Below are 25,231 nucleotides of genomic sequence, written 5' to 3' on the forward strand. Positions count from 1 at the left end.
CGGCTCGCCGGCATCACGCCCGGCGCCAGGTGTATTCGAATTCCGGCCGCCCCCGCGTGCCGTAGCGGGGGGACCGGAGGGCAGCGTTCTGCTCCGCAAGGTGTTCCAGATAGCGGCGTGCGGTCACCCGCGACATACCCAGCTGTTCGGTAACCTCAACCGCCGAGATGGGGGACTGGCTGCTTTTCAGCAGCGTGATAACGCTTTGCAGGGTCTCTTCGGAAAAGCCTTTGGGCAGCGTGGCCGCGGCCGGGGTGCGCAACGCGGCGAACGCACGGTCCACAGCCTCCTGGGTCGTGGCGCTGCCGTGCTGGGCTAGGCTGTCCCGGAACTGCCGGTAGTGATGGAGTTTGTCGCTGAAAGCCGCGAAGGTGAACGGCTTGATCAGGTACTGCGCAATGCCGGATGAAATCGCCTTGCGGACAATCGGCAGCTCCCGGACCGCGGTCACGGCGATGATTTCCACGGGCAGGCCGGAACCGCGGATTCTGCGCAGGATGTCCAGTCCGTGTATATCCGGCAGGTTCATGTCCAGCAGCACCAGATCGACGGCGACGGCGGACTCCTTCTGCCGTCCGGGGGACAGCCCGAGGAACGCCAGGGCCTCCGAACCCGTGCGCGCCACACCGGCGAGCTGGAAGCCATCGATCCGCCGGACGTACTCCGCGTGGGCTGCGGCTGCCACGGATTCGTCTTCGACCACGAGGACGCGGATCGGATCAGGCATTCGTGCCTCCTGTTTCCTCGCCCGTGGCCGGCCGGGCCGGATGCAGCGGCAGCGACACGGTGAATACGGCGCCTTCCTCATTGTCCACGGTCAGTTGCCCGCCCAATCTCTTTACGGCTTGGTGCACCAGGGCCAGGCCCACGCCGCGGCGCCTGCCGCCGTCGGCCTTGGAGCTGAAGCCAAGGCTGAAAATGTTTTCCAGTTCTGATTCCGGGATCCCCGGCCCGCTGTCGTGAACCTCGATCCATAATTCTTCGGAGGTGCTGAGGAAGTCTATCGAGACTTCCCGGTGCTCCGACCCGGAGACGGCGTCAAAGGCGTTATCGAGCAGGTTTCCAACAATGGTGACAAGCGCGGCCGGATCGAGGCCGGCGCGGGCACCGGCGGGCACCGTCTCTGCGCCGAAGGCCGTGTCCGCCGTGATGTTGAGCTCGATGCCGCGCTCATTGGCCTGCGCTGCCTTGCCCACCAGCAACGCAGAGATGAAGGGTTCGTCGACGGCTGAGACCACCTTGTCGGTCAGCTGCTGCGACTGCTGCAGGTCGCGGGCCGCGAATTCGATCGCATCGGTGTCCTGGCCCAATTCGATCAGCGACACGATGGTGTGCAGCCGGTTGGAATGCTCGTGCGTCTGGGCCCGGAGCGCGTCGGTGAGGGTGCGCATGGACTCCAGCTCGCCGGCCAGGGACTGGACCTCGGTCCGGTCGCGCAAGGTCGCCACCGTCCCCAGCGGCGCGGCCGGCTTTGCTGCACGGCTTCCTGCCGCGGCACCGGCGGTCCGCGTCCGCTGCGGCGGCCGCACGGCAGGGTCCTGGCTGACCACCAGCACCTGGTCGTCGGTCACAAGCACCTCTTCCCGCGCAACGCGGCCGCTGAGCAGCAGCCCTTTCAAGGGCTCCGGGATCTTCAGGACGGCGATGTCCAGGGCGGGGCCGCCCGGCGGTCTGGGCGGCAGGTTCAGCAGCCGGGCTGCCTGGTCGTTGTAGAGCACCAGCTGTCCGCCGGGATCGACCAGTACCACGCCCTCACGGACCGAATGCAGGACCGAATCGTAGAAGATGAAAATTCTGGACAGCTGCTCCGGGCCCCAGCCCAAGGTGGCCCGGTTCAGGTAGCGGCTGAGGAGCCACGAGGCCACCGACGACGCCGCCATGACGGCCACGGCAGTGAGGATCACGAAGGGAAGCCGGGCAGCAATGGCCACCGAGACATTGGTGACCGTGACACCGGTGGCCACCATGCCATGGACCGTGCCGTCCTCGTCCTGGATCGGCACAATCGCCCGGACCGACGGGCCCAGCGTGCCGGCAACAGTTTCGGTCCAGATCTCGCCTCTGAGCGCCTGCTCGGTGCTGCCGATGTACGTTCTGCCTATCTCGGCGGGATCCGGATGGGTGAAGCGGGTGCCGTCGGGGGCCATGATCGTGATGAAGTCCACCGACGCATCGAGCATGATGTCGCGCGCATACGGCTGCAGGGCCGAGGTCGGATCGGGCGACTGGACCGTTTCGAGGACAAAGGGGCTGGCTGCGATGGTCACGGCGACGGAGCGCATGCGCTGCTCGGCGCGGCTGTAATTCTGGTCCCGCGCGTCGAGGAACAAAACCGTGGCCACCACTGCCGTCAGCACCGTCAGGAAAATGAGCTGGCCGGCGAATATCCGCGCCGCGAGGCTCCAGCTCTTCATGCGTTTTCCTTTCGGTCTGCGAACAGTATGAACGTAATGGTGATGACAGTCACTGTGACCGGCAACATGGTTTCGAACGCTCCGCCAGCCCCGGCGGCACCTCATCTTCCAAAAGGAGCAACCCATGGCATCGACGCTGAAGGTTCCCCAGACTAAGCCAAAGCCCAAGAAGGACAAGACGCACTTTCTCTACATCGCGGTTATCGTAGCCGTTGTGCTCGGTGCCGTGATCGGGTTGGTTGCACCTGACTTCGCCCAGTCGCTCAAACCCATCGGCGCCGCGTTCATCGGACTGATCAAGATGATGATCGCCCCGGTCATCTTCTGCACCATTGTGCTGGGCGTCGGTTCCATCGCCAAAGCCGCTACGGTCGGCAAGGTCGGCGGCATGGCCCTGGGCTACTTCATGATCATGTCCACCTTTGCCCTCGGGCTCGGCCTGGTCGTCGGCAACCTTATCCACCCGGGCGAGGGCCTGGATATCTCGGGCACCGGCTACGAGGTGGAAGCCACCGAGAGCCACGGCACCGTGGACTTCCTGCTGGGGATCATCCCCACGACCCTGCTGTCCTCGCTGACGGCAGGCAACATCCTGCAGACCCTGTTTGTCGCGTTGATCGTCGGCTTCGCACTGCAGAAGATGGGCCCTGCAGGCAAGCCGATCCTGCGCGGCATCGGGCACATCCAGACGCTGGTATTCCGCATCCTCATCATGGTGATGTGGCTGGCCCCGATCGGTGCTTTCGGCGCCATTGCAGCAGTGGTCGGCGCCACCGGGGTCCAGGCCATCATTAGCATGGCCACCCTCATGATCGGTTTCTACATCACCTGTATCCTCTTCATTGCCGTGGTGCTGGGCCTGATCCTGAAGCTGTGCACCGGAGTCAATATCTTCAAGCTGATGAAGTACCTCGGCCGCGAGTACCTGCTGATCTTCTCCACTTCGTCTTCCGAGGCCGCGCTGCCCCGCCTGATCGCAAAGATGGAACACCTGGGCGTTTCCAAGCCCGTGGTCGGCGTGACGGTTCCTACCGGCTACTCCTTCAACCTGGACGGCACCGCAATCTACCTGACCATGGCAGCGCTCTTTGTGGCCACAGCGATGGGCAAGCCGCTTGAGCTCGGGGAGCAGATCTCGCTGCTGGTCTTCATGATCATCGCTTCCAAGGGTGCTGCCGGTGTTACCGGTGCCGGCCTGGCGACCCTTGCCGGCGGCCTGCAGAGCCACCGGCCGGACCTGGTCGACGGCGTGGGTCTCATCGTCGGCATCGACCGCTTCATGTCCGAAGCCCGCGCCCTGACCAACTTCACCGGCAACGCCGTGGCCACCGTGCTGATCGGCACCTGGACGAAGGAAATCGACCGCCCCCGAGTGGACGAGGTCCTGGCCGGACGGATTCCCTTCGACGAAGAGACGATGAACGCCGACCACGCGTCGGAGGAAATCGCCGAGGACGTTCCGGAGCCCGTCCGCGAGATCGTTGCACCGGCACGCGACTCAGAGCTGGCGGCCTCCCGCCAGTAGTTCTGCCTCACAGAGCCCGCGACCTGGGTTTCGTCCACGACGGCGGTACGTGCCTTCCCGGCGCGTGCCGCCGTAGGTGTTTCGCCGTCGGGTCCAGGCAATCCGGCCGTTCCCACAAGGGTTGGAGGGTGTAAACCTTAGACCTCTACTTGAAGCTAAAGGCTCGCCGGTGACGCATGGCATATTCGGGAAATGACAGCATCGTGACTGTAACCTTGTCTGGAAGAAGAACAGCCGCGAAACGATGGAAGCTGGGATAGATACGTGAGTAGCGAACAGGGTTCGACGACTCTGCAGGAAGCGGAAGACGCGGTCATGGGCCCCACCGGCCGGCCGCTCACTGAATTTCCCGAGCCACCCGTGCTGACTTCACACGGACCTGCCCGGATCATCGCCATGGTCAACCAGAAGGGCGGCGTGGGCAAGACCACGTCGACCATCAATCTGGGCGCCGCGCTGGCCGAGGCCGGACGGCGTGTCCTGCTGGTGGATTTCGATCCCCAGGGAGCCCTTTCCGCCGGGCTGGGCACCAATCCGCACGAACTGGACCTCACCGTTTACAACGTGCTCATGGACCGCAAGGCGGACATCCAGGAAGCCATCCAGAGCACCGACTTCGAAAACATCGATCTCCTGCCGGCCAACATCGACCTCTCCGCGGCGGAAGTCCAGTTGGTCAACGAGGTCGCCCGTGAACAGGTACTGGACCGGGCGCTGCGCAAGGTCGAAGACGATTACGACGTCATCCTGATCGACTGCCAGCCCTCGCTGGGCCTCCTCACCGTCAATGCCCTCACCGCCGCCCACGGCGTGATCATTCCGCTGATCTGTGAGTTCTTCGCCCTGCGGGCCGTGGCACTGCTGGTGGAGACCATCGAGAAGGTCCAGGACCGGCTGAACCCGCGCCTGCAGATCGACGGCGTGCTCGCCACCATGTATGACGCCCGCACCCTGCATAGCCGCGAAGTCATCGGCCGGCTGCTGGAGGCCTTCGGCGACAAAGTCTTCGAGACCGTCATCAAGCGCACCATCAAATTTGCCGACGCCACGGTGGCCGCGGAGCCGATCACTACCTATGCCGGCAACCACGCGGGGGCCGGGGCCTACCGCCAGCTGGCCAAGGAGCTGATCGCCCGCGGCGGCGCACCCTGATGACTGACGCGGGACCGGCGGCGGAAGCGCCGACGGAACCGCAGGCCGAAGGCCGCCCCGGTTTCGAAGTCCGGCTGGACAATTTCACCGGCCCCTTCGACCTGCTGTTGGGCCTCATCTCCAAGCATGAGATGGATATCACCGAGGTCGCACTGGCCCGGGTCACGGACGAGTTCATTTCCTACATTCGGCGCCTGCGTGAGTCCGGCCAGGACTGGGTGCTGGACGAAGCCAGCGAATTCCTGGTCATCGCTGCGACCCTGCTGGATCTCAAGGCAGCACGGTTGCTGCCTACCGGCGAAGTGGAAGACGACGAAGACATCGCCCTGCTCGAAGCCAGGGACCTGCTCTTTGCCCGACTGCTGCAGTACAAGGCGTTCAAACAGATCGCGGCGCTCATGGGCCGCCGGCTTGAAGAGGAAGCCGCCCGCTACCCGCGCCAGGTCAGCCTGGAGCCGCAGTTCGCCGCGCTGCTTCCTGAGTTAATCTGGCGGACGTCCCTGGCGGACTTCGCCAAACTGGCGGCCAAGGCGTTGGAGCCGAAAGCGCCAAAGCCCATGGAGGTGGGGCTGGCGCACCTGCATGCTCCTGCCGTCAGCGTGAAGGAGCAGGCCGCGATCATCGCGGAGCGGCTCCAAGACGGCGGGCCGCTGTCCTTCGGGGCGTTGACGGCGGATGCTGCCGACACAACAGTGGTGGTAGCCCGCTTCCTGGCCCTGCTGGAAATGTTCCGCGACGCAGTCATCGCCTTTGACCAGGCGTCGCCGCTGGGGGATCTGACAGTGCGCTGGACGGGCCCCGAACGGGACTGGAGCACCGAACGGCTCAGCGAGGAATACGAAGACGTGCCGGTGCCCGCGGCCGTCCCCGGGGACGGGCCCGAGCCCGCCGAGGCCGGAGAGGAGGGGCACGATGACTGACGGAGCCGACGCCGCGCCGCTGCCCGCAGACGAATCCGGCGCGGATCTGCACTCCCTCCCCGGCGGGCCTCGTGCTGCCCTTGAAGCGGTACTGATGGTCATCGACGAGCCGGCCACCGACGTCGAACTTGCCACCGCCCTGGACCTGCCGGTAGCCGCAGTCCGGACGCTGCTGGAGGAGCTCCAAAGGGATTACGACGGCGGGAGCTCACCTGACGACGCACCCCGGGGCTTCGAACTGCGCAGCATTGCCGGCGGCTGGCGGATCTTCTCACGCAGTGATTTTGCCGACATCGTATCCGGCTTCATTCTGGAGGGGCAGACTGCCCGTTTGACCCAAGCTGCGTTGGAGACGCTGGCCGTGATTGCCTACCGCCAGCCAGTGTCCAGGGCGCGGGTTTCGGCCATCCGCGGAGTGAATGTGGATTCGGTGGTGCGGACCCTCGTCCAGCGTGGTCTGATTGAGGATGCGGGCACGGATCCGGAGACAGGAGGCCTCCTGTACCGGACCACCTCGTATTTTCTGGAAAGATTGGGTATAGGAAATGTTTCCGAGCTGCCCAAACTGGCCCCGCACCTGCCGGGCCTGGAAAATTTGGCAGACATCGACGATTCCGATATTTAAGACTGACTATCGCTAGTTCTAAGGACAGACCATGACACAGGCGCCCCGATCCGGTTCCGGCCGCAACAATCCACGCGGCGGCGGCAAGGGCCCCCGGCAGTCAGGCAAACCCGGCGGCGGTTTCTCCGGCGGCGCCGGCAAGGGCCGCCCCGGGAAGTCCTTCGGCAAGCCGCAGGACGGACCCCAGGCAGGCAAGCCGCGTCCCGGACAGTCGGCCGGCGCTAAGCCGGGCGCAGCCGCAGGCCGCAAGCCGGGCCCCAACACCGCGTCCGGCGGGCCGCGTCCCTACGGCAAGGAGCGTTTCGGCCAGAACCTCGGTCCGGTGAACAGCCGCCCGAAGAAGGCCAAGACGCCCAGGACCGGACACGGCGAGACTTCCGATCTGCATGATCCGCAGGGCGTGCGGCTGCAGAAGGTGCTCGCCGGTGCCGGCGTTGCCTCGCGCCGCGTGTGCGAAGACATGATCGAGGCCGGCCGCGTGGAGGTCGACGGCGTTGTCGTCACCGAGCTCGGCGTCCGGGTAGACCCCGCCACGGCAGTTATCCACGTGGACGGGATGCGGATCCAGACCGACGAGTCGCTGGTGTACTACGTCTTCAACAAGCCCAAGGGTGTCGTCTCGACCATGGAGGATCCGGAAGGCCGCCCCTGCGTCAGCGATTACCTGAAGAAGAACAAGGACCAGCGCCTGTTCCATGTGGGCCGGCTGGACCAGGCCACCGAGGGTCTGCTGCTGCTGACCAACGACGGCGAACTTTCCAACCGCCTGACCCACCCGTCCTACGAGGTACCCAAGACCTATCTGGTCCAGGTGCGCGGCCCGATGGCCCACGGCATCGGCGCCCAGATGAAGAACGGCATCGAGCTCGAGGACGGCGTGGCCAAGGTGGATTCCTTCCGGCTGGTGGATTCGACACCGGGCCACGTTCTGGTGGAAGTTGTGCTGCACTCGGGCAAGAACAGGATTGTGCGCCGGCTTTTCGACGCCGTCGGACATCCGGTGGTGCGGCTGGTCCGCACCCAGGTGGGCCCGATCAGGCTGAACGACCAGCGGCAGGGCACCATCCGCGCCCTGGGCAGGACGGAAATCGGTCACCTGCTGGCAACGGTAGGGATGTAGAGCTTGAACCCTGCACACCTACAGGCCACCCATCTCTCGGGTCCGGTTCTGGTTATCGGCACCGGTCTGCTCGGCGCCAGCATCGGACTCGGTCTGCGCGCCCGCGCCGTCGACGTCGTCCTTTCGGATCCCTCGCCCTCGGCACAGGCCGTGGCCCAGGACATCGGCGCCGGACGGGCACTGGAGCCGGGGGAGGAGCTGTCCCCGCAGCTTGTCGTCGTCGCGTCCCCTCCGGACGTGACCGCGCGGGTGGTCTCGCAGGCGTTGCGGGACTACCCGTCCGCCGTCGTCGTTGATATTGCCAGCGTCAAGGCCTCCGTACTGACCGAGCTGCAGCAGGACCAGGCGCTGGAACCCGCGGATCTTGCGCGTTATATCGGCACGCATCCGATGGCGGGACGGGAGAAGTCGGGGCCGGTGGCGGCCCGCGGCGAGCTCTTCACGTCCATGCCGTGGGTACTGTGCCCCAACGAACAGACCAACGCCGTCGCCGTGAAGACGGCGCAGGCGCTGGCCATTGATCTTGGCGCGGTGGTCTCGAAGATGTCCGTGGATGAACATGATGCCTCGGTGGCACTGATCTCGCACCTGCCGCAGGTGATGTCCTCGCTGCTGGCCAGCCGGCTGCAGGACACCGAACCGCATGCCCTGTCCCTTGCCGGGCAGGGGCTGCGTGATGTCACCCGCATCGCCGCGAGCGACCCTGCCCTCTGGGTGCAGATCCTGGGCGCCAACGCCGCGAAGCTGGTCAAGATCCTCTACGGCGTGCGTGAGGACCTGAACCGGCTGATCGGCACTCTGGAGCATCCGGAGGCTACCGGTGCGCGGCTGGACTTGGCGCAGCTGATCAGCGAAGGCAACGCAGGCCAGGCCCGGATACCGGGCAAGCACGGCGCGCCGCCGCAGTCATTCGCCTGGCTGACAGTGCTGGTTGATGACCGGCCCGGGCAGATTGCACAGCTGCTGACGGAAATCGGCGCGGTGGGCATCAACCTGGAGGATCTGCGGCTGGACCACTCTTCCGGGCAGGATGTGGGCATGGTGGAGATTTCCGTTCTGCCCAGCAGGCGGCAGGAACTGATCGACTACTTGGATTCGCACGGATGGAAGGTACTGCAATGAGCTCGGCAGCTACGGATATGAGGCACTACCGGCTGGGGAAACCACTGGTGGTGGCCATCGACGGGCCGTCCGGTTCGGGCAAATCCAGCGTCAGCCGGGAAACTGCCCGCCGGTTGCATGCCGCGTACTTGGACACGGGCGCCATGTACCGTGCGGTGACCTGGCATTGCCTCGATACCGGTGTGGACCTGCAGGAAGCCGCCTCCGTCGAGAAGGCCAGCCGTGAAGTGGACCTGAAGATTAGTACCGATCCGGACCATGAACTCGTCAGCGTGGGCGGCACGGATGTGACCTTGGCCATCCGTGAGCCCAGCATCTCCTCGGCGGTCAGCGCCGTGGCCACCACGCTGGGTGCCAGGGCCGAGCTCATCCGCCGCCAGCAGCAGATCATCGCGGATTCAGGGCGGCGGATCGTTGCCGAAGGCCGTGACATAACCACCGTGGTAGCCCCGGACGCCGAGGCCCGCATCCTGCTCACCGCCAGCGAGGAAGCCCGGCTGCGCCGCCGCGGTATCCAGCTCGGCGGAACCCAGAGCGAATCGCAGCTGCAGGAACAGGTACTGAACCGGGACGCGAAGGACTCGACCGTGGTGAACTTCCATGAAGCCGCCGACGGCGTGTTCACGGTGGATTCCTCCGACCTGGACTTCGAGGAAACCGTCGAGGCTGTCCTTGCCGCGGTCCGCAGCGCCGCGCACTGACCTACCCTAAAACCGGTCCTAACGGCAGCCCTGCGGACATATACCGTCACGGTTGAATCTGCCAGCGTGTTTCAATGGACACTGCGGCAGAACCGATCTACATGCATTAACAGAAGGACAGCGACCATGAGCGCCACACAATCCGGCACCGGGCCCACCGAAGACGGATACACCGGCAGCGAGTACGAGCCCGCCGGCGAAGACAACATCGCCGAGCGTCTCGAGGAAATCGACGACGCCGAGGCCGAGCAGCGCGCGCAGTCGTTGCGTGCCGGGTTGGCGGACTATGAGCTGGACGAAGAGGACGCCGCCCTGCTGGCCGGAATGGACCAGGACTTCGACGAGGATGCGCCAAAACGCGTAGATCCCGTCCTCGCCATCCTCGGCCGCCCCAATGTGGGCAAGTCCACCCTGGTCAACCGCATCCTGGGCCGCCGCGAGGCCGTCGTGGAGGACACCCCCGGGGTTACCCGCGACCGCGTGACCTACGCCGCGCATTGGGGCGGGCGCAATTTCACCCTCGTCGACACCGGCGGCTGGGAGCACGATGCCAAGGGCATCCACGCCCGGGTGGCCGAGCAGGCGGAGGTCGCCGCAGACATGGCCGACGCCGTGCTGCTGGTCGTGGATGCCAACGTTGGCGCAACGGCCACGGATGAGTCCGTGGTCCGCATGCTCCGGCGCAAGAAGAAGCCGGTCATCCTGGTCGCCAACAAGGTTGACGACATGGCCCAGGAAGCCGACGCCACCACCCTGTGGGGACTGGGCTTCGGAGAGCCGTACCCGGTGTCGGCACTGCACGGCCGTGGCACCGCCGACATGCTCGATGCCGTCATGGATGTCCTGCCTGAGTTTTCCGCATATGGGGGACTGGAACGTACCGGAGGGCCGCGGCGGGTGGCCCTGATCGGCCGGCCGAACGTGGGCAAGTCCTCCCTGCTGAACAAGCTGGCCGGCAGCGAACGCGTTGTGGTGGATCCGCAGGCCGGCACCACCCGCGACCCGGTGGACGAGATGATCGAGCTCGGCGGACGAACCTGGCGGTTCGTGGACACCGCAGGTATCCGGCGCCGCGTCCACATGCAGCAAGGTGCGGACTTCTACGCCTCCCTGCGGACGCAGTCCGCGTTGGAGAAGGCGGAGGTCGCCGTCGTTCTTCTGGCGGTGGATGAGGTGCTCAGCGAGCAGGACGTACGCATCCTGCAACTGGCCATCGACTCAGGCCGGGCCTTGGTGCTGGCGTTCAACAAGTGGGATCTGCTCGACGACGAACGACGCCGCTACCTGGAACGCGAAATCGAGCAGGACCTGGCACACGTGGACTGGGCGCCGCGCGTCAATATCTCCGCCAAGACCGGATGGCACAAAGACCGCTTGGTTCCAGCCCTCGACACGGCCCTGGAGTCATGGGACAGGCGCATCCCGACCGGACGGCTGAATGCGTTCCTCGGCGAATTGGTGGCCGCCCATCCGCACCCTGTGCGCGGCGGCAAGCAGCCCCGGATCCTCTTCGGCACCCAGGCCTCGAGCCGGCCGCCGAAGTTTGTGCTGTTCACCACAGGGTTCCTGGATCCCGGATACCGCCGCTTCATCACCCGCCGCCTCCGCGAGACGTTTGGCTTCGAGGGCACGCCCATCGACGTCGCCATGCGTGTGCGCGAAAAGCGCAGCCGCCAGCGTTAAGTAACGCCGCGCACGGGTGGTAATCGCAGGCCAAAAAATGCTGTAAGGTATTTGAGGTAGTTCAGCCGGGCAGGCCCCGGAGGGACAACGGGTTGTGGCGCAGCTTGGTAGCGCACTTGACTGGGGGTCAAGGGGTCGCAGGTTCAAATCCTGTCAACCCGACAGTAAGTAAGAAGTCCCGGTGATCGATGATCACCGGGACTTTTTTCATGCCGATGGGAGCGTGCACGGTGAGCGGCGGCGCCTGCCGACATGTGTCGCCTCTGGCTGTCGGCGGGCGAATTTCTGTGCCTATACTTTCAGCTGTGGCCCGTTGCCGTCGGCAGCACCGGCCCAGAGGATCCAGCGGCGCAAGAGAGGCATTTACATGAGCAACGTTCCAACAGACCTTCACTACACCGCCGAACACGAGTGGGTGACCGCTGCCGGCACCGAGGGAGTTGTCCGTATCGGCATCACGGATTTTGCCCAGGACGCACTGGGTGACGTCGTCTACGTTCAGATCCCGGAAACCGGAACCACGATCACCGCCAACGACGTCGTGGGCGAGGTCGAGTCCACGAAGAGCGTCAGCGACATCTATGCACCGGTCACCGGCGAAGTAGTGGCTTCCAATGATGCGCTCGAATCGGATCCGGCCCTGATCAACTCCGATCCCTACGGTGAAGGTTGGCTGATGGAAATACGGCTCGCTGATGCCTCGGCAACCGAATCGTTGCTCAGTGCTTCGGAGTACGAACAGCAGGTAGGCTAGAGCTACCGGTACCGTAGTTTTTTGAACGGTCAACCGGTCACTGACCGGTTGACCGCTATTTTTGCAGGGGAGGACGTTTAATGGTGGGCGAAGAGCACAACGCAAGAGGCACCGGACATGACCATGGTGCTTCGGAGGCTTCTGCCGAGACCACTTCCATCAGTCTGCCCCCGCAGGCAAAGACTTACCTGCCGAAGCCGCAGCTGACCACGGAAGAGGAAGCTGCGGTATTGGCGCTGCCGGCCGGTTCGGCCCTGCTGATCGCTCATAGCGGCCCCAACCACGGCGCCCGCTTCCTGCTCGATCAGGATGTGACTACCGCTGGCCGGCACCCGGAAGCGGACATCTTTCTCGACGACGTGACCGTATCCCGCAAGCATGTCGAGTTCCGCCGCACGGATGAAGGATTCACGGTGGTGGACTCCGGCAGCCTGAACGGCACGTACGTCAACAACGACCGCGTCGACAGCTTGGCGCTGCGGACCGGTAACGAGGTGCAGATCGGAAAGTTCCGGTTGACCTACTATGCCGGCAGCGGGGCCGCTGGGAAGGTCCAGGACTAGGCGGTGCCCGCATCGCAACCCATACGGCGTCCGCTCGGCACCGGCAGGGACACGTTCCGCAGCAGCGTCCTCAACATCGGGGAAGTGCTGCAGGAACTGAATGCGGAATTTCCCCAGATCAGCGCCTCCAAAATCAGGTTCCTGGAAGAAAAGGGCCTCATTTCCCCGCAACGGACGCCGGCGGGATACCGCAAGTACACGAGCCAGGACGTGGAGCGTCTACGCTTCGTGCTGGCTCTGCAGCGGGACCAGTACCTCCCGCTCAAGGTCATCAAAGACTATGTTGACGCGATCGACCGGGGGGAGCGGCCCGAGGCACTGCCTGGCGGCATGTCGCTGACCCCGCGCATGGTTTCCGGCCGGCTGGCCGAAGAGCTCCACGGGCGGGCGCGGTCCCTGACCCTGGCCGAGTTGCGGGATGCGGCCGGTGCCTCGACGGCATTGGTCCAGGAGCTGGTCAGCTTCGGACTCATCCAAGCGACGGATTCCCGCTATGACGAGCACGCACTTAAAGTCGTCAAGGCCTGCGTTCAGCTCGAAGCCCACGGCATCGAGCCGCGGCACCTGAGGCCCTTTCGGACTGCCGCGGACCGCGAACTCGGTCTCGTGGAGCGTGCCGTGGCTCCCATCTCGTCGCGGCGGGATGTGGCTTCCAAAGCTCGTGCGGCCGAAACCGCCAAGGAAATCAGCGATCTTTGCCTGAACCTGCACAGCGCTTTGGTCAATGGCCATATCGCGCGAATGGACCGCTGATCGGAGGAGCCATGCTCGAAGTCGAGGTTGTCGGGGTGCGGATTGAACTGCCCTCCAACCAGCCGCTGGTCCTGCTCAAGGAAACCGAGGGCGAACGCCACATTCCGATCTGGATCGGTGCTCCCGAGGCCAGCGCCATAGCTTTTGCCCAGCAGGGCATCAAGCCTCCGCGCCCCATGACGCACGATCTGCTGTGCAGCGTTGTCCAGGAGCTCGACAGGACGATCACCGAGGTACGGCTCGTTTCCGTTCAGGACACCGTCTTCTACGCCGAGCTTGTGTTCGACGGCGGCAAAACCGTCAGTTCCAGGGCGTCGGACGCCATCGCTGTGGCTCTGCGCGTTCCCTGCCCGATCTACTGTGCGGAAGAAGTCATGGAAGAAGCCGGCGTACAAATTGCCGAAGCCTCCGAGGAGGAAGAAGGCGAAGCCGGACCCGCAGAGGAAAATGCTGAATCGCAACTGCGCGAGTTCCGTGAGTTCCTGGCCGACGTCGAGCCGGAGGATTTCGAGAAATAGTGCCGAGGGTCCAACGGCAACGACGCGGAATTGCGCGATCCCAGCCGACACGCCGAAGCCTAAAAAGCCAGCGTCTTTGACCGGAGCGTCCAGCCGTTCTAACGTCGAAGCATACAGTTCCCATTGCATGGCCGGATAACTCAGGGCAGACTTAGAGCAAACCCTGAGAGTGTCGGCGGTGCCGACTTCCCCCTAGGGAACTTTCGACAAGGAGGGTTCACGTGAGTCCTAAAGGTGATGCGGGCGAGTTGTCGCACGCCGTAACGCCGGGTGCCGCGATTCCCGCTAGTGCACAAGGTTTGCTGTTCACCGAGGACCTGCCGGTTCTGGATGAAGACGCCGGCTACCGTGGACCCACGGCCTGCAAAGCCGCAGGAATCACTTACCGGCAGCTGGACTACTGGGCCCGCACCGGCTTGGTGGAGCCGGCGGTACGCGGGGCTTCAGGCTCCGGCTCGCAGCGGCTCTACAGCTTCCGGGACATTCTGGTCCTGAAGGTAGTCAAGCGTCTGCTGGACACCGGCGTTTCTTTGCAGCAGATCCGTACCGCAGTGGAACACCTGCGGGAGCGCGGGGTGGAGGATCTGGCCCAAATCACGCTGATGAGTGATGGCGCGAGCGTGTACGAATGCACGTCTGCGGACGAGGTTATAGATCTGGTGCAGGGCGGCCAGGGTGTGTTCGGCATTGCGGTCGGACGTGTGTGGCGCGAAGTCGAGGGCAGCCTTGCCGCACTGCCCAGTGAACACGTTACTGAACAAGATTTCCCCGAGGACGAACTGAGCCGACGCCGGGTCCGCAAGATCAGTTAGCGCCGGCAAGCCGGGCGGCAAGCGAACGCCGTGCTCGGAAGACTACGAAAGAAGGGCACCCCTCCGGGTGCCCTTCTTTCGTAGTCTTCGGGAGGAGCCGGTCAGCTGGGAGTCCGGCGCAGGACGCGGTTGCGCATGCGGCCGGAGTCCGTCAGGTTCTTCAGCAGCTCGTCGAAGAGGCCTGCTGCCTGACGCGCCGATTCCCCGGGCCAGTGGTGGATGGCGTGTGCAGCACCTTGGATCTGCTGCCAGTTGGCCTGCTCGGCGATGGTAGGAGCCAGGAGCAGCTCGCCGAACATGGACTTCATCTCGGCCAGACGGAACGTGTGTTCGTTGGAACCGGAGCGTACGCGGTTGGCGACGACTCCCGCCGCTGTGAGGTTGGGCGCGTATTCGTCGCGGAACAATTCAATGGCCCGCATGGTACGTTCCGTTCCGGCAACCGAGAAGAGGCTCGGTTCGGCAACCAGCAGTACGCGGTTGCTTGCCGTCCACGCCATGCGGGTGAGGCCGTTGAGGGAGGGCGGGCAGTCGATGAGGACCAGCGAGTAACCTTCAACCCGGGAGAGGACCGTGGAGAGCCGGCGCAGGTCCCGGCGGCCAAGGTCGGGCCGGTCATAAATTCCGGTAAATGCAGAGCCGACGGCGACGTCCAGGACACGCCGGCCCACAGAATTCTCCCCGTTGGCAGCAGCGGTGGCGACCCAGCCGCTGGGGGCAACGTTCGCCGCCAGATCCGCCCGGCGCGCGTTTTTCAGCAGGCGGCCGATATCCGTCTGGCGCGAAGGCCGGACGCCGAGACCCGTGGTCGCGTCGGCGTGCGGATCCAGATCTACGACCAGTGTGGGAATTCCTGCCGCCAGTGCCGCGGATGCCAGGCCCAAAGTAACCGACGTTTTTCCGACGCCGCCCTTGAGACTACTGATGCTCACTACTTGCACGTGTTAAACCAATACCTAACATGTCTTGTCATGACGGCTGCCCGCTGCTGGTGAACCAGTCGGGACCGGCCGAGAACCAAAAATCCCTCCACCATCATATGTTGCCTGCCCGTCGATAAATGATTCCGACCGCTGTCCCGCCTGTCGGCCCCGTCGGCGGTGGTCCGGGTACGCTGACTTCCCGCTATCATTACGTTCCAAGTGGATGCATTTCGTGATGTACACAACACTGGCTTGCCATGCGCAATAGCAGTACTTGAGACTTGCACCACAACCCCAACCGATTGCAATGACGCAGGAGCGACATGTTCTCAAAAATCCTGGTGGCCAACCGTGGTGAAATCGCCATCCGTGCCTTCCGCGCTGCCTATGAGCTGGGCGCAAAGACCGTGGCTGTTTTCCCCCACGAGGACCGGAATTCGATCCACCGCCAGAAGGCCGATGAGGCATATCTGATCGGCCAGCAAGGACACCCGGTACGGGCGTACCTCGACGTCAACGAGATTATCCGTGTTGCTAAGGAATCCGGCTGCGACGCCATCTACCCCGGTTACGGCTTCCTGTCCGAGAACCCGGATCTGGCGCGTGCAGCGGCCGGGGCTGGAATTACCTTCGTCGGCCCGCAGGCTAACGTCCTTGAGCTTGCCGGCCACAAGGTGCACGCCCTGGACGCTGCCCGCAAGGCCGGAATTCCGGTGTTGAATTCCTCTGCTCCGACTGCCGACAAAGATCAGCTGCTGGCGGCGGCCGATGAAATCGGCTTCCCCATCTTCGTCAAGGCGGTCGCCGGCGGCGGCGGCCGTGGCATGCGCCGTGTGGACACCCGTGAGGCGCTGCCTGAGGCTCTCTCGGCCGCCATGCGCGAGGCTCACACGGCCTTCGGCGATGCGACGATGTTCCTGGAACAGGCTGTGCTGCGCCCCCGGCACATTGAGGTCCAGATCCTCGCCGACGGCGAGGGCAACGTCATGCACTTGTTCGAGCGGGACTGCTCGCTGCAGCGCCGCCACCAGAAGGTTGTGGAGATCGCTCCGGCGCCGAACCTGGACGAGAACATACGCCAGGCTCTCTACCGGGATGCGGTGAAGTTCGCGGAGGCGCTGAACTACACCAATGCAGGTACGGTCGAGTTCCTCGTGGACACGGTGGGCGAGCGTGCGGGCCAGCATGTGTTTATCGAGATGAACCCGCGCATCCAGGTTGAGCACACCGTTACGGAAGAAATCACGGATGTGGACCTGGTCCAGGCACAGCTGCGCATTGCCTCCGGCGAGACGCTCGCGGACATCGGTCTGAGCCAGGATACGGTGACGATCAAGGGGGCAGCGCTGCAGTCCCGCATCACCACGGAAGACCCCTCGAACGGTTTCAGGCCCGACGTCGGAAAAATCACCGGTTACCGCTCTGCGGGTGGCGCCGGTGTACGGCTCGATGGCGGCACTGTCTATGCGGGTGCCGAAATCAGTCCACACTTCGACTCCATGCTGGTCAAGCTGACTTGCCGCGGCCGCGACTACCCTTCGGCTGTCGCCCGCGCGCGCCGGGCACTGGCAGAGTTCCGCATCCGCGGCGTCTCCACGAACATTCCGTTCCTGCAGGCCGTCCTCAATGACCCGGAGTTCATTGCCGGGAATGTTGCCACTTCCTTTATCGACGAACGTCCGGAGCTGCTCCAGGCGCGTGTCTCCGCCGACCGCGGAACAAAGCTGCTGACCTGGCTGGCTGATGTGACGGTCAACCAGCCCAATGGTGCTCTGACGGCGAAGACCGCCCCGGTGGACAAGCTTCCCCAGGTCGCCCGCGAAGCGCTCGAATCCACCGCCGCCCTGCCGGTGATTCCGGCCAAGGGAACCCGGCAGTCGCTCCAAGAACTCGGACCGGAGAAGTTCGCCGCGGCGCTACGCGCGCAGCAGGCCGTCGCGGTCACCGACACCACCTTCCGCGACGCCCACCAATCGCTGCTGGCTACCCGCGTGCGCACCAGGGACCTGGTCACAGCAGGTCCGGCCATTTCCACCCTGACTCCACAGCTGTTCTCCGTGGAGGCCTGGGGTGGCGCGACGTACGACGTGGCCCTGCGCTTCCTCGGCGAGGACCCGTGGGAACGGCTGGCCGCACTCCGCCAGGCTATCCCGAACATCTGCCTGCAGATGCTGCTACGCGGACGCAACACCGTGGGCTACACGCCTTACCCGGAGGAAGTCACCACTGCCTTCGTGAAAGAAGCAGCAGCAACGGGCATCGACATTTTCAGGATCTTCGATGCCCTGAACGATGTCTCGCAAATGGAACCGGCTATCCGCGCTGTACGAGAGACGGGGACCGCTGTGGCTGAGGTGGCCCTCTGCTACACCGGAGACCTGATGGACCCGGCGGAGGACCTCTACACCCTTGATTACTACCTGGAGCTGGCTCAGCGCATTGTTGACGCCGGCGCGCACATCCTCGCCATTAAGGACATGGCCGGTTTGCTGCGTCCTGCGGCAGCCAGGAAACTGGTGACTGCACTGCGCGAGCGTTTTGATCTGCCTGTTCACCTGCACACGCACGATACGGCAGGCGGTCAACTGGCAACCCTGCTTGCGGCGGTGGATGCGGGCGTGGACGCCGTCGATGTTGCCAGCGCAGCCATGGCCGGCACCACCAGCCAGCCCTCGGCTTCCGCACTGGTCGCCGCCCTGGCGCATACGGAGCGCGACACAGGTCTGGACCTTGCAGCCGTAGGCTCGCTCGAGCCGTACTGGGAAGCGGTCCGACGCGTGTACGCCCCCTTCGAGTCCGGGCTGCCCGGCCCCACCGGCCGGGTTTACCAGCACGAGATTCCGGGCGGACAGCTCTCCAATCTGCGCCAGCAGGCAATCGCTCTTGGACTGGGCGAGCAGTTCGAAGACATTGAGGACATGTACTCGGCGGCAGACCGGATCCTCGGCCGCCTGGTCAAGGTCACTCCGTCTTCGAAAGTCGTGGGTGACCTGGCTCTCCAGCTCGTAGGCTCCGGTGTGGACCCGGCCGATTTCGCCGAGAATCCGCAGAATTACGACATCCCGGACTCCGTCATCGGGTTCCTCTCCGGAGAGCTTGGCGATCCTCCCGGTGGCTGGCCTGAACCCTTCCGGACGAAGGCACTGCAGGGCCGGAAGGTCAAGGTCCGCGACGTCGAAATCAGTGCCGAGGACTCGGCCGCGCTCCAGGCCGATGCCGCCACCCGGCGCAGCACTTTGAACCGGCTGCTCTTCGCCGGTCCCACAAAGGACTTCGAAACGACCCGCGAGACATACGGTGACGTGTCTGTGCTCGATACCCGCGACTATCTCTACGGACTGCAACGCGGCACCGAGCATGTTATGGAATTGGAGAAGGGCGTCCGGCTCATCGCTACGCTCGGTGCAATTTCCGAGCCCGACGAGAAGGGCATGCGGACGGTTCACTGCACGCTCAATGGCCAGCAGCGCAACGTGGCCGTGCGGGACAGAAGCGTTGAATCCCAGGCCAAGGTTGCTGAAAAGGCGGATCCGAACGTTCCTGGCCAAGTCGCGGCCCCCTTCGCCGGCGCCGTGACGGTGACAGCCAAGGTCGGCGACACCATCGCAGCAGGCGATACCATTGCCACCATTGAAGCCATGAAGATGGAAGCAGGCATCACCAGCCCTGTTGGCGGAACGGTGAAGCGGTTGGCTATCTCCTCCGTGGAGCAGGTCCAGGGCGGTGACCTGCTGCTCGTCATTGAGTAGCGGCTAAACTGGTTGTCCGTGACTTACTTCGATTTGGCCATCATCGGCTCCGGTTCCGGCAACTCCCTGATAACTCCGTACTGGGACGACAAAAAGGTGGCCATAATCGACGGCGGGACGTTCGGCGGAACGTGCCTGAATGTCGGTTGCATTCCGACCAAGATGTTCGTCTACCCGGCGCAGCTGGCTTCCGCAGCCAAGGAAGCCGCTGCGCTGGGGGTGGACATGGCGGTCAAGGACGTGCGTTGGCAAGAGGTCCGGGACCGTGTCTTCGGCCGGATCGATGCCATCTCCAAGGGCGGGCGACGCTATCGTGACGAGGAACTGGACAATGTCACGCTATATCCCGAATACGCGAAGTTCACCGGCTCGAAAACCTTGGTGACGGCAAACGGCCAAAGCATCGAGGCCGAGCGGATCGTTATCGCGGCCGGTTCGCGTGCCCACCTGCCGGACGTTCCCGGAATCGATCTGCCGCAAGTGCACACCTCCGACACGGTCATGCGGATCGATGAGCTGCCAGGACGGGTGCTCATCGTCGGCGGCGGTTTCATCGCTGCCGAGTTCGCGGCAGTTTTCTCCGGCTTTGGTTGCGAAGTAACGCAAATTAACCGGTCGGCTCCCTTGCTGAAGTCCGAGGACAGGATCGTTTCGGAGCGCTTCACCGCCGCGGCTGCTGCCCAATGGAATTTGAAACTCGGCTGGACGCTTTCGCGAATCGAAGAGACTGGTACAGGCGTACGGGCCACCCTCGCCGGCACCGACGGCGGCGAAGCTGTTGTGGACGCTGACATCGTCCTGGTGGCGACCGGAAGGCTGACGAATGCCGATTCTCTGGATGTTCAGGCTGCCGGTTTCGACTTGGAACAAGACGGTCGGCTTGCTGTTGATGAATTCCAGCGCGTGCTCGCCGGCGGCAGTCCAGCCGAGGGCATCTGGGCCTTGGGGGATGTCAGCAGCCCCTACCAACTCAAGCACGTGGCCAACCATGAAGCACGGGTGGTTACGCACAACCTTGAGCACCCCGATGACCTGCGCCGCAGCGACCACCGGTTTGTGCCGTCTGCGGTCTTTACCCGTCCGCAGATTGCCAGCGTAGGCCTAACTGAGGAACAGGCGAGGCATGATGCCGAGGTGAGCGGCGCCCAGATTGTTACGGTCATTCAGGAGTACGGAACCACGGCTTACGGGTGGGCGATGGAAGACTCAACCGGGTTTGTAAAGCTCATTGCCGACAAGGCCACAGGGCACCTGCTCGGCGCCCACATCATGGGCCACGAGGCCTCTATCCTGATTCAGCCCCTGATACAGGCGATGTCCTTCGGCTTGGACACGTACACCATGGCTAGCGGGCAGTACTGGATCCACCCGGCCTTGACCGAAGTTGTTGAAAATGCCCTGCTGGCGCTAGGAACGGACGCACCGTCCACCTAGCGCCAGCAGGCCGTTCCCGGCCCAAACTAGCGCCGGGAACCGGCTGTTGAATAGATTTCCTCCACTATCGGGGCGTAGTCCTGCATGACCTGCGCGCGCTTGATCTTCAGTGACGGTGTCAGGTGCCCCGAAGCTTCGGTGAAGTCCGTTGGAACTATCCTGAAGGCTTTGATGGCTTCGGCCTGTGACACCGACTGATTGGCATGGTCAATGAGTGACTGGATTTCAGCCCGGACCTTTTCGTGTTCAGCCGCTTCGGCGACCGTAGTGCCGGCTGGCATCCCGTGGCGTTCCAACCAGCCGGGGAGAGCCTCTTCATCCAAAGTGATGAGCGCTGAAATGAACGGCCTCTGGTCGCCGACCACCACGCACTGGGACACCAAGGCGTCGGCACGGATCTGGTCTTCCAGCAAGGCCGGGATGACGTTCTTCCCGCCTGCGGTAACGATGATTTCTTTTTTGCGGCCGGTGATTTTCAAGAAGCCGTCGTCGTCCAGTTCGCCGATATCACCGGTGCGGAGCCAGCCGTCGGTGAAGGTTTCCTCGGTCAGGTCGGGACGGTTGAAGTAGCCGCGCATGACGCAAATACCCTTGGTGAGGATCTCGCCGTCGTCGGCAATCTTGACCGCATTGCCCGGCAGGGGAGCGCCTACCGTGCCGATCTTCACGAGGCTGGGGGTGTTGACGGATATGGGCGCCGTGGTTTCGGTCAAACCATAACCTTCCAGGACCAGCAGCCCGATGCCATGGAAAAAGTGGCCGAGCCGTTCACCCAGTGGACCGCCGCCGGAAACTGCATACTGGACGCGTCCGCCCATGGCCTCGCGGATTTTGTGGAAGACGAGCTTGTCGAAGAGCTTGTGCTTCAGGTTCAGCAGTAAGGGGACTTTGCCGGCCTGCTCCGCTTTGGACCAGGCGATCGCTGTGTCCGCGGCTGCGTGAAAAATCTTGCCCTTGCCACCGTCCTCGGCCTTGAGCATGGAGCTGTTGTAAACCTTTTCGAAGACCCTGGGTACCGCGAGGATGAAGCTGGGACGGTAGCTCTGCAGATCCGGCAGCAGGTTCTTGACGTCCGGGGTATGGGCTACGGTGGCACCGCAGGCAACGCACAGGACCGAGATGAAGCGTGCGAAGACGTGGGCCAGCGGCAGGAACATGATAGTCCGGGCCCCCTCATGGGCAACGGCCGGCAGCGCTGCGGCGCCGCTTGCCGAAAGCTCCACGAAGTTGCCATGGGTCAGTTCGCATCCCTTGGGCCGGCCTGTGGTGCCGGAGGTATAGATGATGGTCGCCAGGTCATCCAGTCCAGCGATGCCGCGGCGTTCCTCGATGACGGCATCGTCAAGGTCCGCACCGGCAGCGCGGAGCGCATCCAGGCCCGTGCCATCCAGTTGCCAGACGTGCTTGACTGCATCCAGCGACTCATTCGAAACCGCTTGACGCACCACGTTCTCGTGCGAAGCGCTTTCGACAAAGGCACCGACGGCACCGGAATCGCCCAGAATCCAAGCAACCTGGCTGGGAGAGGACGTTTCGTAGATGGGCACGGAAACGCAGCCGGCGAACCAGATGGCAAAGTCCACCAAGGACCATTCATAGCGGGTACGCGCCATAATCCCGATGCGGTCCCCGGGAGCAATCCCGATGGCAGCCATGCCCTTTGCGAGTAATAGAACGTCGGCAAGGAATTCGGTGGCGTGGATGTCCTGCCATGTCCCGGAAGCATCCTTGAGGGAAAATAATGCGGGGTTGGAGGCTTTGGCAGCCTGCTTGACCACCAGATCAGTGATGTTCGAGTTCCGGGGAACATCCACCATGGCAGGGACGCTGTATTCGCGCACGTAGACTCCTTTGATATCAGGCAAACCACCCCAACGGGTTTCCCCTTAGCCTATAACCTAAATCACATTGCTGTACTCACCGGTAACCTACGAATCGATAACGGAGTGCCGCCCGGCTGATCGCTGCAACGATTCCAGCCCCTTCGGGCGCCCTGCCGGCTGCACTTGCGGTTTTCAGACCTGCGCACCGTCGTCGCCGCTGTCCCTTTCGCCGGGCAGCCTCGAGACGAGGTACGCGCCGGCCGCAATGATCATGACGATTAAACCGACGACGGCGGCAAAGGGCGCGCTGCGCCAGAACATGGCCATGAGCAGCAAGGCTATGGGGCCGCCGACGGCTCCGCACCATGCCAGCACCAGCAGAGGTTCACCCGTGCCCAGCGGCGCAGGCTCCGGCGGTACGAACTCGTCGTCCTCAGGCTCGGCCGCAAAGTAATCCCTGGGGCCCGCGACGGGCAAGGCGTCTTTCGGCGGGCTTTCCGCCGCGAAGTTGGCGCCAGGCAGGCCGCTCGAAGGTGGATTGCCGGCGTCAGCAGGCCTGGGTTTGTCCTGACCTGGAGTGTCCTTGTCCTGCGGATCCGGCGCTGCTTCGGCCGACTCGAGCCGGGCGACAAGATCCTGCCAGACAGCATCGTCCTGCGACGGCTCACGCTCAGACATTCGTGGCGTTCCTTTCGCCGGCATTTTCCAGGATGAACCGGACCGAGTGATCAAAGATCTGTTCAGCATCATTATCCATGGTGGCGACATGGTAGCTGTTGCCGAGTTCTACGACCGTCAGATGCCGGGAGCCGATCTGCCTGCGTATCAGTGCCGTGCTGGACTCTGGGACGACATGGTCTACGGTAGAGCGGAAAATCAGCGCCGGAGCGCCCACTCGTGGCAGCGAGGCCGTGGTATCGGCGAAGAGCCGGTTCAACTGGTGCACAGCGGCCACCGGGGTGCGGGCATACGCCTGTTCATCCTGCCCTGGCTTGCTGATGTCGTTTGCGATGGCGGGGGTGGACCTGACGATGTACTTGAGCACGCCGGCAAACCGGGCAACAGGGTTGGCAAAAGTAAGTCCCGGGTTGACCGCAACGACGCCGGCCACCGGACGGTACGCCGCCAACCTCAGGGACAGTGCACCACCCATGGAAAGACCGGCGGCGAAGACCGTGCTGCGTTCGCGCGCGAGTTCGTCATAGGCCTGCTCGATCGCGCCGTACCAGCGCTCCCATGGGGTCTTGGCCAATTCCTGCCACGTCGTGCCGTGGCCGGGCAGGAGCGGCAACCTCACGGCGAACCCCGCTCCAGCCAGATATTCGGCCCAGTTTTGCAGACTGTGGGGAGAGCCGGTGAACCCGTGGCTGAGCACCACGCCGATCCGTGAATTAGGGCCGTTGCCATTGCTCGCAAAGGGCCGGGGCGGCTCCAAGGTGGTCATGACACTATGTTGTCATCTGGTACCTATAATCTTCTATCCGTCCTGCCGTTGCCGTCGAGACGGGGGAGTCTGTGCGGGCTGCGGATTACCTAGAGTAGAGTCACAAACGGAAATCGAAGAGACCGGCGCTGCGCTCGGCTCAACTGGAAGGGCTCACGTGTTCTATTGGGTGATGAAGACGATCTTCATTGGACCGGTGGTCCGGCTCCTGTTCCGCCCATGGATCAAGGGCCTCGATAACATTCCAGACGGTCCTGCGATCCTGGCCAGCAACCACATGTCCTTTTCCGACTCGATCTTCCTGCCGCTGGCCGTGCCCAGGCCGGTCGTGTTCCTGGCGAAATCCGAGTACTTCAACGGCCGTGGACTAAAAGGCAGGATGACGGCTGCCTTCTTCCGGCTTACCAACCAGTTGCCGATGGACCGCTCCGGCGGGGCCGCGTCTGCGTCGTCGTTGTCCGGGGGAGCAGATGTCCTGAACGCGGGCGGGCTGCTCGGCATTTACCCGGAGGGCACACGCAGTCCGGATGGCCGGCTCTACCGGGGTAAAACCGGTGTCGCCAAACTGGTTCTGAGTACCGGAGTGCCGGTCGTCCCGGTTGCCATGATCGGTACGGACAAGGTTCAGCCCATTGGCCGTCGCATCCCGAACATCCGGCGGGTCGGAACGATTATTGGCAAGCCGCTGGACTTTTCAAGGTACAAGGGCCTGGAGAACGACCGCTTCATTCAGCGTTCCGTCACGGACGAAATCATGTACGAGATCATGCGGCTCTCCGGCCAGGAGTACGTTGACGTGTACGCCAACACGGTGAAGGCGCAGCAGGCAGCACGCAAGTCCGCCAAGGCCGGGCAGGACCAGCGTAAGGCTGAAGCCGTGGGCGCGGTCGGCGAGGCCCTGCAGAAGCCGGGCACTGTCAAGGCACCGGGAGCCATCACGATCATCGGTAACCCGGAATCGCTTCCCACAGCACCCGGCGCGGGGCACACAGAGCATGCGCCAAGCGCGCACCCAGTTGCCGGTGCCTCATCATTTGGCGCAACGGACAGTGCTGGCGATGACGACTCCGGGCAGCCGGGCGGGGGCCGGAAACCGCACAAGCCCGGCGCCTGAGCCGGGCCGAGCCAAGGGGAACAACGCGGTCTATGTGACTCATTCGGCCGCACGCATTACGGTGGGGCAGAAACGAGAGTTC

22 protein-coding genes and 1 tRNA gene are annotated in these 25,231 nt (G+C 63.9%); 17 read left to right on the top strand and 6 right to left on the bottom strand.

Features of this window, described 5'->3' with window-relative positions:
* Positions 1 to 13: 13 nt before the first annotated feature.
* Together B0G38_RS11965 and B0G38_RS11970 are read right to left on the bottom strand one after the other, a co-directional pair.
* Positions 14 to 727, bottom strand: a complete 714-nt coding sequence (locus B0G38_RS11965; RefSeq protein WP_264669672.1) for a response regulator — start codon at positions 725 to 727, stop codon at positions 14 to 16.
* Complete coding sequence (locus B0G38_RS11970; protein WP_264669673.1) at positions 720 to 2,414, bottom strand: sensor histidine kinase; 1,695 nt, start codon at positions 2,412 to 2,414, stop codon at positions 720 to 722. Before B0G38_RS11970 ends, B0G38_RS11965 begins: the two co-directional genes overlap by 8 nt.
* Positions 2,415 to 2,538: 124 nt before the next feature.
* Between B0G38_RS11970 and B0G38_RS11975 the strand changes: the two genes are divergently transcribed.
* The 14 genes from B0G38_RS11975 (at position 2,539) to B0G38_RS12040 (ending at position 14,662) form a co-directional block, all read left to right on the top strand.
* A complete protein-coding gene (locus B0G38_RS11975; RefSeq protein ID WP_264669674.1) occupies positions 2,539 to 3,939 on the top strand; it encodes a cation:dicarboxylate symporter family transporter in 1,401 nt (466 codons plus the stop codon).
* Between the two features lie 264 nt (positions 3,940 to 4,203).
* Positions 4,204 to 5,091 (top strand): ParA family protein, encoded by an 888-nt coding sequence (locus B0G38_RS11980; protein WP_264669675.1) that lies wholly within the window; start codon positions 4,204 to 4,206, stop codon positions 5,089 to 5,091.
* Positions 5,091 to 6,011, top strand: coding sequence for a segregation and condensation protein A (locus B0G38_RS11985; RefSeq protein ID WP_264669676.1), 921 nt, complete (start codon positions 5,091 to 5,093; stop codon positions 6,009 to 6,011). Before B0G38_RS11980 ends, B0G38_RS11985 begins: the two co-directional genes overlap by 1 nt.
* Positions 6,004 to 6,636 carry an SMC-Scp complex subunit ScpB gene (gene scpB, locus B0G38_RS11990; protein ID WP_264669677.1) on the top strand — a complete coding sequence of 211 codons (633 nt, stop codon included), beginning with the start codon at positions 6,004 to 6,006 and terminating at the stop codon, positions 6,634 to 6,636. Before B0G38_RS11985 ends, scpB begins: the two co-directional genes overlap by 8 nt.
* A 31-nt stretch (positions 6,637 to 6,667) precedes the next feature.
* Positions 6,668 to 7,756 (top strand): pseudouridine synthase, encoded by a 1,089-nt coding sequence (locus tag B0G38_RS11995; protein WP_264669678.1) that lies wholly within the window; start codon positions 6,668 to 6,670, stop codon positions 7,754 to 7,756.
* 3 nt (positions 7,757 to 7,759) lie between these two features.
* Entirely contained in the window at positions 7,760 to 8,878 is a 1,119-nt protein-coding gene (locus B0G38_RS12000) for a prephenate dehydrogenase (RefSeq protein WP_264669679.1), read from the top strand.
* Positions 8,875 to 9,579: a (d)CMP kinase gene (gene cmk / locus B0G38_RS12005; RefSeq protein ID WP_264669680.1), complete on the top strand. Its 705-nt coding sequence runs from the start codon at positions 8,875 to 8,877 to the stop codon at positions 9,577 to 9,579. The genes B0G38_RS12000 and cmk overlap by 4 nt, the downstream gene beginning before the upstream one ends.
* A 126-nt stretch (positions 9,580 to 9,705) precedes the next feature.
* Positions 9,706 to 11,262: a ribosome biogenesis GTPase Der gene (gene der, locus B0G38_RS12010; RefSeq protein ID WP_264669681.1), complete on the top strand. Its 1,557-nt coding sequence runs from the start codon at positions 9,706 to 9,708 to the stop codon at positions 11,260 to 11,262.
* An 88-nt stretch (positions 11,263 to 11,350) separates the two neighbouring features.
* Positions 11,351 to 11,424 (top strand) — tRNA-Pro (locus B0G38_RS12015).
* 205 nt (positions 11,425 to 11,629) lie between these two features.
* Positions 11,630 to 12,016: a glycine cleavage system protein GcvH gene (gcvH, locus tag B0G38_RS12020; RefSeq protein WP_264669682.1), complete on the top strand. Its 387-nt coding sequence runs from the start codon at positions 11,630 to 11,632 to the stop codon at positions 12,014 to 12,016.
* A gap of 80 nt (positions 12,017 to 12,096) precedes the next feature.
* Positions 12,097 to 12,579, top strand: coding sequence for an FHA domain-containing protein (locus B0G38_RS12025; protein WP_264669683.1), 483 nt, complete (start codon positions 12,097 to 12,099; stop codon positions 12,577 to 12,579).
* Between the two features lie 21 nt (positions 12,580 to 12,600).
* Complete coding sequence (gene ftsR, locus B0G38_RS12030) at positions 12,601 to 13,332, top strand: transcriptional regulator FtsR (RefSeq protein ID WP_264669780.1); 732 nt, start codon at positions 12,601 to 12,603, stop codon at positions 13,330 to 13,332.
* Positions 13,333 to 13,343: 11 nt separating this feature from the next.
* On the top strand, positions 13,344 to 13,850 hold the full coding sequence (locus B0G38_RS12035) for a bifunctional nuclease family protein (RefSeq protein WP_169994510.1): 507 nt from the start codon (positions 13,344 to 13,346) through the stop codon (positions 13,848 to 13,850).
* A gap of 221 nt (positions 13,851 to 14,071) precedes the next feature.
* Positions 14,072 to 14,662 carry a MerR family transcriptional regulator gene (locus tag B0G38_RS12040; RefSeq protein ID WP_074702627.1) on the top strand — a complete coding sequence of 197 codons (591 nt, stop codon included), beginning with the start codon at positions 14,072 to 14,074 and terminating at the stop codon, positions 14,660 to 14,662.
* A gap of 101 nt (positions 14,663 to 14,763) precedes the next feature.
* Here the strand turns inward: B0G38_RS12040 and B0G38_RS12045 are convergent, their stop codons facing one another.
* The gene (locus B0G38_RS12045) at positions 14,764 to 15,603 is read right to left on the bottom strand and encodes a ParA family protein (RefSeq protein WP_264669684.1); all 840 of its coding nucleotides are present in this window, start codon (positions 15,601 to 15,603) and stop codon (positions 14,764 to 14,766) included.
* A gap of 305 nt (positions 15,604 to 15,908) precedes the next feature.
* Between B0G38_RS12045 and B0G38_RS12050 the strand changes: the two genes are divergently transcribed.
* The gene (locus B0G38_RS12050; RefSeq protein WP_264669685.1) at positions 15,909 to 19,334 is read left to right on the top strand and encodes a pyruvate carboxylase; all 3,426 of its coding nucleotides are present in this window, start codon (positions 15,909 to 15,911) and stop codon (positions 19,332 to 19,334) included.
* Between the two features lie 18 nt (positions 19,335 to 19,352).
* The gene (locus tag B0G38_RS12055) at positions 19,353 to 20,768 is read left to right on the top strand and encodes a mycothione reductase (RefSeq protein ID WP_264669686.1); all 1,416 of its coding nucleotides are present in this window, start codon (positions 19,353 to 19,355) and stop codon (positions 20,766 to 20,768) included.
* Between the two features lie 26 nt (positions 20,769 to 20,794).
* Here B0G38_RS12055 and B0G38_RS12060 read toward each other — a convergent pair whose 3' ends face one another.
* The 3 genes from B0G38_RS12060 to B0G38_RS12070 all read right to left on the bottom strand — a co-directional run bounded on the left by B0G38_RS12060 (position 20,795) and on the right by B0G38_RS12070 (position 24,035).
* Entirely contained in the window at positions 20,795 to 22,609 is a 1,815-nt protein-coding gene (locus tag B0G38_RS12060; RefSeq protein WP_264669687.1) for an AMP-dependent synthetase/ligase, read from the bottom strand.
* A 174-nt stretch (positions 22,610 to 22,783) separates the two neighbouring features.
* The gene (locus tag B0G38_RS12065) at positions 22,784 to 23,269 is read right to left on the bottom strand and encodes a hypothetical protein (protein WP_264669688.1); all 486 of its coding nucleotides are present in this window, start codon (positions 23,267 to 23,269) and stop codon (positions 22,784 to 22,786) included.
* A complete protein-coding gene (locus B0G38_RS12070) occupies positions 23,262 to 24,035 on the bottom strand; it encodes an alpha/beta hydrolase (protein ID WP_264669689.1) in 774 nt (257 codons plus the stop codon). The genes B0G38_RS12065 and B0G38_RS12070 overlap by 8 nt, the downstream gene beginning before the upstream one ends.
* A 157-nt stretch (positions 24,036 to 24,192) precedes the next feature.
* Between B0G38_RS12070 and B0G38_RS12075 the strand changes: the two genes are divergently transcribed.
* Complete coding sequence (locus B0G38_RS12075) at positions 24,193 to 25,149, top strand: lysophospholipid acyltransferase family protein (RefSeq protein WP_264669690.1); 957 nt, start codon at positions 24,193 to 24,195, stop codon at positions 25,147 to 25,149.
* Positions 25,150 to 25,231 lie beyond the last annotated feature (82 nt).

The sequence above is a fragment of the Crystallibacter permensis genome (assembly GCF_025960875.1).
GTDB classification, from domain to species: domain Bacteria; phylum Actinomycetota; class Actinomycetes; order Actinomycetales; family Micrococcaceae; genus Crystallibacter; species Crystallibacter permensis.

What these genes read in the sequence shown, in the direction of transcription:
- B0G38_RS12025 (WP_264669683.1), top strand. Translation starts at nt 12,097, where the DNA reads ATGGTGGGCGAAGAGCACAACGCAAGAGGCACCGGACATGACCATGGT.
- gcvH (WP_264669682.1), top strand. Translation starts at nt 11,630, where the DNA reads ATGAGCAACGTTCCAACAGACCTTCACTACACCGCCGAACACGAGTGG.
- B0G38_RS12050 (WP_264669685.1), top strand. Translation starts at nt 15,909, where the DNA reads ATGTTCTCAAAAATCCTGGTGGCCAACCGTGGTGAAATCGCCATCCGT.
- B0G38_RS12065 (WP_264669688.1), bottom strand. Translation starts at nt 23,269, where the DNA reads ATGTCTGAGCGTGAGCCGTCGCAGGACGATGCTGTCTGGCAGGATCTT.
- B0G38_RS11970 (WP_264669673.1), bottom strand. Translation starts at nt 2,414, where the DNA reads ATGAAGAGCTGGAGCCTCGCGGCGCGGATATTCGCCGGCCAGCTCATT.
- B0G38_RS11975 (WP_264669674.1), top strand. Translation starts at nt 2,539, where the DNA reads ATGGCATCGACGCTGAAGGTTCCCCAGACTAAGCCAAAGCCCAAGAAG.
- B0G38_RS11965 (WP_264669672.1), bottom strand. Translation starts at nt 727, where the DNA reads ATGCCTGATCCGATCCGCGTCCTCGTGGTCGAAGACGAATCCGTGGCA.
- B0G38_RS12035 (WP_169994510.1), top strand. Translation starts at nt 13,344, where the DNA reads ATGCTCGAAGTCGAGGTTGTCGGGGTGCGGATTGAACTGCCCTCCAAC.
- B0G38_RS11985 (WP_264669676.1), top strand. Translation starts at nt 5,091, where the DNA reads ATGACTGACGCGGGACCGGCGGCGGAAGCGCCGACGGAACCGCAGGCC.
- der (WP_264669681.1), top strand. Translation starts at nt 9,706, where the DNA reads ATGAGCGCCACACAATCCGGCACCGGGCCCACCGAAGACGGATACACC.
- B0G38_RS11995 (WP_264669678.1), top strand. Translation starts at nt 6,668, where the DNA reads ATGACACAGGCGCCCCGATCCGGTTCCGGCCGCAACAATCCACGCGGC.
- cmk (WP_264669680.1), top strand. Translation starts at nt 8,875, where the DNA reads ATGAGCTCGGCAGCTACGGATATGAGGCACTACCGGCTGGGGAAACCA.
- scpB (WP_264669677.1), top strand. Translation starts at nt 6,004, where the DNA reads ATGACTGACGGAGCCGACGCCGCGCCGCTGCCCGCAGACGAATCCGGC.
- B0G38_RS12070 (WP_264669689.1), bottom strand. Translation starts at nt 24,035, where the DNA reads ATGACCACCTTGGAGCCGCCCCGGCCCTTTGCGAGCAATGGCAACGGC.